General features: G+C 36.6%; 3 protein-coding genes and 1 pseudogene. 1 reads left to right on the plus strand and 3 read right to left on the minus strand.

Features of this window, described 5'->3' with window-relative positions; translation table 11 throughout:
* Nucleotides 1-495: hypothetical protein (locus MUW73_RS00620; RefSeq protein ID WP_243575148.1), on the plus strand; the 495-nt coding region annotated here is incomplete at its 5' end.
* A 161-nt stretch (nt 496-656) separates the two neighbouring features.
* Here MUW73_RS00620 and MUW73_RS00625 read toward each other — a convergent pair.
* From MUW73_RS00625 to MUW73_RS00635, 3 genes and pseudogenes are all read right to left on the minus strand, one after another.
* Nucleotides 657-1,688, minus strand: coding sequence for a phenylalanine--tRNA ligase subunit alpha (locus MUW73_RS00625; protein WP_243575149.1), 1,032 nt, complete (start codon nt 1,686-1,688; stop codon nt 657-659).
* A gap of 10 nt (nt 1,689-1,698) precedes the next feature.
* Nucleotides 1,699-3,321: a hypothetical protein gene (locus tag MUW73_RS00630; RefSeq protein ID WP_243018196.1), complete on the minus strand. Its 1,623-nt coding sequence runs from the start codon at nt 3,319-3,321 to the stop codon at nt 1,699-1,701.
* 283 nt (nt 3,322-3,604) lie between these two features.
* Nucleotides 3,605-3,909: pseudogene (locus MUW73_RS00635) on the minus strand (IS982 family transposase); the annotation flags it as partial.
* Nucleotides 3,910-4,320 lie beyond the last annotated feature (411 nt).

The following is a 4,320-nucleotide window of genomic DNA, read 5'->3' on the forward strand; positions in this document are numbered from 1 at the left end:
TACTCTTTTGGCAGGGCTAAACAAATTTTAGCTAGTAAAAGCAACGTATTGGAACTTTTTTCGAGCTTGCAAGCAAGATTTTTAGCATTAGACTTAGTCAAGCGGGAAAATATGAAAAATAGGGTGATGGCAGAGATGCAAAAAGAGGCTGGGGAGACATCAAACGTATCCACACTTGCAAGAGAGCGGCTTGAGGAACTATTAAGTTTAGGCATTAAGGTAGGTACAGATGCCTACAAATCAGCTACAGATGTAGACCAATATTTTGCATTAGCTAAAATATTGAATCGTACTTTTGCTCAAGCAGGGGTTCCGCCAGCTGTACCTTATGGTAAGTCTTTAGCCCGAAGAATGGGTAAGCGGCAGGTAAGTATAGATGAATGGCAAAATGAACTGGCTAATAACCCAACATTGGCAGCGTTATATATGGCAAATGTGATCAATCAAATGCAAGTAAAAAATATCCTTAATCCTTTTTTAAACGCACATTCCTAAACAAATTTAAATTTATTTAGGCGCACAACATAAAAATTAGTTACTCTATAAAGTGTCATTTTTACTTATCCATTCAGTACTATGGTGGGGTTACTTATAAAAACGCCTCTTCTAAAAAGCTACTGCAATCACTCGTTATAGCTGGAACAACAGCATAAGACCTAATGTCCCAAAACACTTTTAAATTGCCTCAAAAAGTCAAGATGGTTTTCAGAAAATAACCGTAGGTCATCAATTTGATAGAGTAGCATGGCGATACGTTCTATGCCCATTCCAAAAGCGAAACCATTATATTTTTCAGGATCGATATGGCAATTACTTAACACATTCGGATCAATCATCCCTGCACCCAATATCTCTACCCACCCTGAATGCTTACAAACCGTACATCCTTTGCCTTGACATAGCCTGCAATTGATATCTACCTCTGCACTAGGTTCTGTAAAAGGAAAATAAGAAGCCCTAAAACGGAGCTTGGTAGCTTGCCCAAAGAGTGTCTCTACAAAATGATAAATGGTCCCTTTTAGATCACTAAAGGTCACATCTGTGTTAATATACATTCCATCCAGTTGATGAAAAAAACAATGAGATCGTGCAGATACAGCCTCATTTCTAAAGACTCGGCCCAAGGCAATAGATCGAATAGGAGGGCTTTGTGTCTCACATATGGCAATCTGAACAGAAGTGGTATGTGTACGTAATAATTGGTCTGGGTTACGCTGGACAAAGAAAGTATCCTGCATGTCACGGGCAGGATGGTTGTCAGGAAAGTTTAATGCCGTAAAGTTATGCCAGTCTCCTACGATTTCTGGGCCTTCTACCAGGTTAAATCCAATGCGTTGAAATAAAGAGATAATCTTGTTTTGCACAATAGTTAAGGGATGTAGGCTACCTATTGTAGGGCCAAAAGAAGGAAGGGTGACATCTACTGATTGCCCTGTAACCGATACATGTTTTGCTTCTATTGCACTGGCTGCACTTTTAAACTTCTTTTCTGCTGCTTGCTTTAAACTATTTAAGGTTGGACCAATGACTTTTTTTTCTCCAGTAGGCAACTCTTTAAAAGCCTCAAATAAAAGCGAAATGGCTCCCTTTTTGCTGATAAAATGACGTCGAAAGCTTTCTAAGGTTTCTTTATCCTTAATGATTGTACTTGCCATTTTTTCCCGTAGTTGGGCAATGCGATCTATCATAAAATATAAATTACCATTTGTAGTGTAGGCCGCCTGTTATATTGATCTTTTTATCCGGATAGCGGGTGTAACCAATATGTTGGCGGTTTAGTAGATTACTGATCATTAAAAATGCCGCAAATCTTGTTGAAATAAAAAAATCTATATTTAAAGAAAGGTTTATGATCTTATCTAGTTCCATGGCGGTACCTGCTAGATCTTTTACAGTAGTTGGGCCATGTAGATGGAGATGACTGATCAGTAAAACTTTTGGATGAACTTTATAGGTAAGCGTTGGCTTTAGTTTATAAATAGGTTTATGGTACCACCAAATAGGCGTCAATCTATTGTCCGGATATCGGTAATAGCTTCCTTTTATGGTTGTATTGAATTTTGTACCAGCTATAGCGTAGTCGACTATGCCAGTCGCTTTTAATACGTTGTACTCATCTGGATGGTAAGCCAAGCTAATCTCATTGTTTGTAATAGCCACTATTCTAGACTGGTTCTTAAATTTCCGATAAGCTATATTCAGTTGATAAGAAAGATGAGGTGTAATAATGCCTTTACTCCCACCATACAGTTTGAAGTATTCATGACGGTGTGATAGCTTCATGTTGGAAGCTATAAAAGGATTTTTAGCTACCACATGATGGAGGTGCAATGGGACTACACTCCCGCCTACACCCATACCTTGTATACCTATATAAGGCATAAGCTTACTAGACACAGCATACGCTATCCTAACCATAGGATAGAGATCAAAATGAGGTATTTTTCCAGGAATCGGATCATTATGATAGGCCATCCTTAGGCCAGACTTTAGCTCTATAGATTTAAATAAACGCAAATAAAGACTAGGTGTAGCCGAAACAATAAAACGGGTTTGTTGTTGTTTATGGTTTGTATAGCTGGCTATATCATGGTAGGTGGTTACTTTTACAGACCAATTATTCAAGTGCTTGGCCCATTTATATTTCAGCATAAATAGCTGTTCATTTAGTTTTTTATGATGGTCATTGAGCAGTTTTAGGCTTACTTGCCCATCTTGCGTAGTAGCTTGGCTCGCTTGTTGAGTCAATAAGTCAATCTTTGTTTGATGGAGCCTAGAGCTATGACTCGTATCGCTATATTTGTGCCAATTATGCTGATAGTGTAAACTTGGGTCCAATAGCCATGACCCTATGCCATATCTACCTTGTAGCCGAAGTGAGGCTTCCGTCGATTTTTTGTTCCATAATTCTGGAGCAAAAGTGAGATCGGTCGACCAAATCCCTTTGCAAAAGGCATGGTTGCCTAATGAAACCTCTAGATAAGGGAGCAATAAGGAACTCATACCTACTTTGCCATAGTTCTTAAAAACAAGACGTTCCTCTTTATTTTTTAAACAAAAGGGAAGGTATGCAAGAGGTACAAGGTCAAATGATATCGCTTCCGATGTTAGTGCTTTTGTGGCTGCTAAAGGTTTGTGAAGATTTTTTATGGCTTGGCTAGGGGCTTTAAAAAAAAGCCTTTGTGCTTGGTTTACTCTATTTTTCTTTTGTTTTTCAATTACAAATTCAGCATCTTTTATTTCTCCTGTATTGGTTTCTGCATGGCATAGCGTGGCAGGTATCCCGAAAAATAAAGCGATCAATAGCCAATTGTATTTCATGCTGCTGGTTGTATTAAATGAAAACAAGAATCTAACCTATTTTTTGCTTGATCAAAAATTATGAAAAAAATCAAGCGATGATGCAGTAAGCCATCCGATCAAATTTATGAATTATTTCTATGTATAGAAATCAAGACATAAAGCATTAATAGAGCAGGAAGGATAATAATATCATTTTTATTCGTAAATAGATCGGTTTATGACAAAATGATTATTTAGCCTTATAAAGTATTTTTTACTTATTGAAGATAAAGCAGCAACCTGTTTGGTTTTAGAAAGCCCTTTGTGTAAAACAGTACATTGAAACTAATGTTCTCTGAATGAGTGCTATAAATCTATTATAACGTACTGAATTAACAAATTCATTAGCATCAAATTGCTGTAAATGAATATAATATAACTTAAAATTTCTAAAGCCAATTACATGAAACGCAATTAATATGGTCATTATGTCACTCAAGGTTAAGAAACACGTTTAGTGGGTTTTCTTGTAGAATTGATTAATAGTTGGCTTTCTATATAAGGCATCAACTTTTTTAAAAATGCATCAGCCGCGAAATATATTTTGACTAATTTTGATAAATTGATGCTTGGCTCCTTTGTTAATTTTGTAATTCCAAATTTAACACACAAAGAGGGGACTTGAAACAAAATTATATAGGCTAATCCAGAACTCGGGTTTTATCATTTTCCATTGCAACAGCCTCAAATCGCTCCATAAACAGAAACAAACAAACTACTTGCTTATTAAAGCTAATTTTTTAAATTAAAAAATATCTTAATCCTATTATCCGGAACGCTGTATACATGTTTGCTTCTTACTAAGGAAATTGTATGTATTGTCTTACGAAAGAAGCCTGATTTAACACCATTACCTAAAATTGTTTCCGTTCACCACTATGGCTTATGCTAGTAAAAAAACGCGCCCTTTGAAAAAAGTGCGATCAGAAAGCGGCGTTTACAGATGAAAAGAAAAACAGTTGCCGGGATGGATTGCAG

Origin of the sequence: Candidatus Cardinium sp. cByotN1, assembly GCF_022810525.1 — a bacterium.
Classification (GTDB): domain Bacteria; phylum Bacteroidota; class Bacteroidia; order Cytophagales; family Amoebophilaceae; genus Cardinium.

What these genes read in the sequence shown, in the direction of transcription:
- MUW73_RS00625 (WP_243575149.1), bottom strand. Translation starts at nt 1,688, where the DNA reads ATGATAGATCGCATTGCCCAACTACGGGAAAAAATGGCAAGTACAATC.
- MUW73_RS00630 (WP_243018196.1), bottom strand. Translation starts at nt 3,321, where the DNA reads ATGAAATACAATTGGCTATTGATCGCTTTATTTTTCGGGATACCTGCC.